Origin of the sequence: Ancylomarina sp. (assembly GCF_041555295.1) — a bacterium.
Taxonomy (GTDB): domain Bacteria; phylum Bacteroidota; class Bacteroidia; order Bacteroidales; family Marinifilaceae; genus Ancylomarina.
On sequence record NZ_JBFFKR010000250.1, the window covers coordinates 1 to 5,160 of the forward strand.

At 35.0% G+C, this 5,160-nt stretch carries 3 protein-coding genes and 1 pseudogene; 1 reads left to right on the plus strand and 3 read right to left on the minus strand.

The genetic code is table 11. The features are described 5' to 3' along the window. Nucleotides 1–41: 41 nt before the first annotated feature. Nucleotides 42–1,010: an SIS domain-containing protein gene (locus ABY905_RS13890; protein WP_372644893.1), complete on the minus strand. Its 969-nt coding sequence runs from the start codon at nt 1,008–1,010 to the stop codon at nt 42–44. 348 nt (nt 1,011–1,358) lie between these two features. Between ABY905_RS13890 and recQ the strand changes: the two genes are divergently transcribed. Beyond that, nucleotides 1,359–3,536, plus strand: a complete 2,178-nt coding sequence (gene recQ, locus ABY905_RS13895) for a DNA helicase RecQ (protein WP_372644895.1) — start codon at nt 1,359–1,361, stop codon at nt 3,534–3,536. Between the two features lie 55 nt (nt 3,537–3,591). Here recQ and ABY905_RS13900 read toward each other — a convergent pair whose 3' ends face one another. Next, complete coding sequence (locus tag ABY905_RS13900; RefSeq protein WP_372644897.1) at nt 3,592–4,767, minus strand: hypothetical protein; 1,176 nt, start codon at nt 4,765–4,767, stop codon at nt 3,592–3,594. A gap of 25 nt (nt 4,768–4,792) precedes the next feature. Further along, nucleotides 4,793–5,160: pseudogene (locus ABY905_RS13905) on the minus strand (TIGR00374 family protein); the annotation flags it as partial.

The following is a 5,160-nucleotide window of genomic DNA, read 5'->3' on the forward strand; positions in this document are numbered from 1 at the left end:
ACAATTAACAACTACTTAATTTGTGATTAAATCATACCAAGCTACACAATACCTTCTTTCAAAATATCATGAAGATGAACTAAACCAATATATTTCTCACCTTCGCAAACAACCAATTGAGTTATACTATTTTGCTCCATCAAATGAAAAGCATTAATTGCCAACTCACCTTCCACAATTGTTTTAGGTGATACCGACATAATATCTCTTGCTTTAAGAGGCTTCATATCCTCATACTGCTGCATCATTCTACGTAAGTCACCATCAGTAATAATCCCTAACAGCTTATGCTCACCGTCAATAACAGCAGCTGCACCCATTCTCTTCGAAGAAATTTCAAGAATAACCGAACGTATATCGTCATCTAATTTTACATGAGGAGCAGTTTGTTTAGCGACAAGATCGCTAACACGCAAATATAACTTTTTCCCTAAAGCGCCACCAGGGTGATATCTCGCAAAATCCTGAGAACTAAACTGACGACTTTCAAGCAATGACACAGCTAGAGCATCGCCGATCACCAACTGTGCAGTTGTTGAGTTTGTAGGCGCTAAATTATTAGGACAAGCCTCCTTATCAACCACAGCTTTAAGCACGTAATCCGATTGTTTTGCTAGGAATGAATCCAAGCCAGCAACCATGCCCACTAAAACATTTCCCATATTTTTGATCAAAGGAGCCAAAACCTTGATCTCTGGCGTATTTCCACTCTTGGATATACAAATAATTATATCATCAGGCATCATCATACCTAAATCACCATGAATTGCATCAGCAGCATGCATAAACATTGATGGTGTACCCGTTGAGTTCAAAGTTGCAACAATTTTGTTGGCAATATTCGCACTTTTCCCAATTCCAGTTACAATTACACGCCCCTTACTCTCTAAAATAAGTTCAACAACTTTTGCGAAGTCGTCATCAATATAGTCAACAAGTTGACTTATAGTCCTTGCTTCCTCTTGAATTGTATTTATTGCTATCTTTTTTATTTTATCTAGTGAATTCAAAACTTATCAGTATTAAATTAATAATGTTCTATTTACCCCCGAATTAAGGCTAAAAAAAGAAAAAAAGTTAAAAGCTGTTAAAAGACTTTAAGTTTTTGTTTTCTTCAAATGTTTATCTAAATTTAAAATACAAAAGTATTCATTTATTGAATAAAAAAGACTGAACTGAGGTAAAAATCACACCTTTAAAAGCTAAATCTGCAAAACATTTTTATTAGCTTCGCAGGTTCTCAGCGATATGAAAATAAGCAATGAATAATATTAAGATTATTTTTTTACAATTGGCACGAAGAATTATTCAGTTCAAAAAAAATTTGATTGATATTTAATGACAACAAATTACAGAAGATGAAAACGGAGTTTGAGCTAGTTAGTCATTTAAAAAAGAATTTTGGTTTTGACACTTTTAAAGGAAGTCAAGAAGAAGTTATAAATAATGTCCTTAATGGTAATGATAGTTTTGTACTAATGCCTACTGGCGGCGGTAAGTCACTGTGTTATCAACTACCAGCTATGATGTTGGAAGGTACAGCAATAATTATATCCCCATTAATTGCCTTGATGAAGAATCAAGTTGATGCCATGAGAAATTTTGGTGAAGATGATGGTGTTGCACATTTTATGAATTCATCTCTTTCAAAATCAGCAACATTAAAAGTAAAGGAAGATGTCATAGAAGGTAGAACAAAACTATTGTACGTTGCCCCGGAATCACTGACTAAAGAAAGCAATATTGAATTTCTAAAAAATATCAAAATTTCTTTCTACGCTGTAGATGAAGCACATTGTATTTCGGAATGGGGACACGATTTTAGACCTGAATACCGTAAAATAAGACCTATTGTTGAAGAAATTGGGAAAGCTCCAATTATTGCCTTAACAGCAACAGCGACTCCTAAAGTTCAACATGATATACAGAAAAACCTTGGCATGTTAACTGCCAAAGTTTACAAATCATCCTTTAACCGTCCAAACCTTTACTATGAGGTTAAACCTAAAGTTGATGCCACAAAAGAAATTATCAAGTTCATTCGTAAAAATGAAGGTAAATCAGGCATTATCTATTGCTTAAGTCGAAAAAAAGTTGAAGAACTAGCCGAAACACTTCAAGTCAATGGAATTAACGCTGTTCCATACCATGCAGGTATGGACTCGGCTTCACGATCGGGCAACCAGGATAAATTCCTTATGGAAGACATCGATGTTGTTGTAGCAACTATCGCATTTGGTATGGGAATTGACAAACCTGACGTTCGTTTTGTAATTCATTACGATATTCCGAAAAGTCTGGAAGGTTACTATCAAGAAACGGGTCGTGCTGGTAGAGATGGTGGAGAAGGTCATTGCTTGACTTTTTATAGCTACAAAGACATTCAGAAGCTTGAAAAATTTATGCAAGGCAAACCAATTGCTGAGCAAGAAATTGGGAAACAACTTCTTTTAGAAACTGTTTCATACGCGGAATCAGCTGTTTGTCGACGCATTATTCTACTTCACTACTTTGGCGAAAATCATACTGAAGAAAATTGCGGCAGTTGCGACAACTGCCTACATCCTAAAAAGGAATTCCAAGGTGAGGAATATGTAGTTAAGGCTCTTAATGTTGTAAAAACAGTCAAAGAACGATTTAAAATTGATCATCTAGTAAATATCCTAACTGGAGAATCTAACTCATCAACAAAATCATACAAACACGACGAACTTGAAATATTCGGTTGTGGTAAAGATAAGGATCAGCATTTCTGGAATATGGTTTTCCGTCGTGCTCTAATCAATCTATTTATTGAAAAAGACATTGAGCAATATGGTGTTATAAAAATCAAGAAAGAAGGGCACAAATTCCTAGAAAACCCAACTCCTTTTATGCTTACCGACGATCATGCATTTGATGAATCAGATACAGGCACTATCAAGTCGGCAGGAACAGCTGCAGTAGACACTATTCTTTTAAAGATGCTTAAAGATCTTAGAAAGAAAATATCGAAAGTCAAAAACACACCTCCATATGTTATCTTCCAAGACCCTTCACTTGAAGACATGGCTATTCAATATCCTATTAACATTGAGGAAATGTCGCACATACAAGGTGTGGGAGCTGGAAAAGCGAAGCGTTTTGGTAAAGAATTTGCAGAATTAATTGCCAAGCACGTTGAAGAAAATGAAATCGAACGTCCTCAGGATATGGTCGTAAAATCTATCGCTGACAAATCAAAATTCAAGGTTTATATTATACAAAGTGTTGATAGAAAAATGGATTTGGAGGACATTGCTGATGCAAAAGGCATGGACTTTGCTGATTTATTAAAAGAAATGGATGCCATTGTGTATTCAGGTACAAAGCTCAACATAGACTATTATATTGACGAAAATATTGATGAAGACAGACAAGAAGAAGTTATGGAATACTTCAACGAATCTGAAACTGACGATATTGAAGAAGCTCTTGATGAATTGGGAGAAGAAGATTATTCTGAAAACGATATTCGTCTGCTTCGAATAAAGTTTCATACAGAACATGGACTCTAAAAATTTAAAGCTATCTCTAATGAGATGGCTTTTTTTTTTGCTAGTAGAATTGCATCTACCCTATAATTGGAGATCTCTTGAAAAGTTTTCTATCATCAAAAAGTTTACGATAAGTGATATGAGTTTTATAAATTGATGCGCCTATATGATCCATCATATGCATCATTCGAGGATTAAAATCCCCAATCCAATTCATCTCAAGCGTTTCAAAAGGAAACTGCGGATCAAAACCCTCTTTTGAAAACTGATAAATCATAGCAGCATCGATCCCTTTAGACTGAAAAGCAGGCACAACTCCAAATATCAAACCTATTGCATTCTTATTCTTCTTGATATACTTGTAATGCAGGAATTTCAATTTGCCTAACAAACCAAATTTACCTTTCAGATCAGCTAAAACCTCATTCATATCAGGGGTCATTATAAAAAATCCTATCGGCTCACCTCTATAATAAGCAAACCAGAGTAATCTTTCATGCAATATTGAGCTTAGAGAGTTGAAAGTATCATTAGCATGCTCCACTGTCATAAAATCAATACCTGGAATAGTCGACACCCAGGCTTCATTATAAATATGAACAAAGTCTTGAATAAACTTATCCCTATTTTTTTTATTAAAATGAACAACAGAATAATCTGCATTACACTCGATTCGCTTTGCTTTCCATTCAATTATATCACTTAAACTATCTGTCGAAAAAAAGGTTTTGTAGGTATATTGTTTGAAGTAAGTTTTAAAACCATATAATTCAAAAAGGTTTTGATAGTAGGATAATGAATATGGCATATTATACAATGGTCTATGAAAGCCATCAACTAACAAACCCCACCATTGATGACGCTCTCCAAAATTTATGGGCCCATCCATAGCTTCAATCCCCTGACTCTTCAACCAATCGGAACAACAGTCAAAAAGAACACATGCTGCATTTTCATCATCTATACACTCAAAAAAGCCCATACCACCTGTAGGCTGATCGCTCAAATTTCGTGTTTTACTATCAATAAAAGAAGCAACTCGACCTACAGTAAGTCCATTTGAGTTTTTAAGGATCCAACGACAACATACGCCACGTTGAAACATCTTATTTTTCTCAGGATCAAAAATATCCTCAATATCATTATCAAGAGGACGAACCCAATTGGGTTCGTTTTTATATAGACGCACGGGTAGCTCCAAAAAATTTCGCTTCGATAGCTGATCAACTACCTCTTCTATTTGAAACTGCACGGCCATACAAATTTATTTATGAATTTTAATTTAAGCGTTTCTTACGATTAACAAAAGGTAAAGCGATCACAGAAAGTGCTCCAACAATAATAATCATCGCAGTTTGCGAACCATGAACCACTAAAGCAAAGCTTCTAGAGAGTTTTTCAATATCTGGAGTATTAGGCAAGTAAATTAAAAGTGTTCCGATAACCATGAAATGCCAAGCTCCAATCCCACCTTGGACAGGTGCAACCATACCAAAACTACCCATGACAAAAACAGTAAGTCCTGCTAATGCTGGTAAATTTGAAGTAAAGCCAAAACTAAAAAAACAAATATAAGTCATCATATAATACATCACCCATATAAACACAGTATGTAATATAAAGGACAGTTTGTTATCAAGCTTAC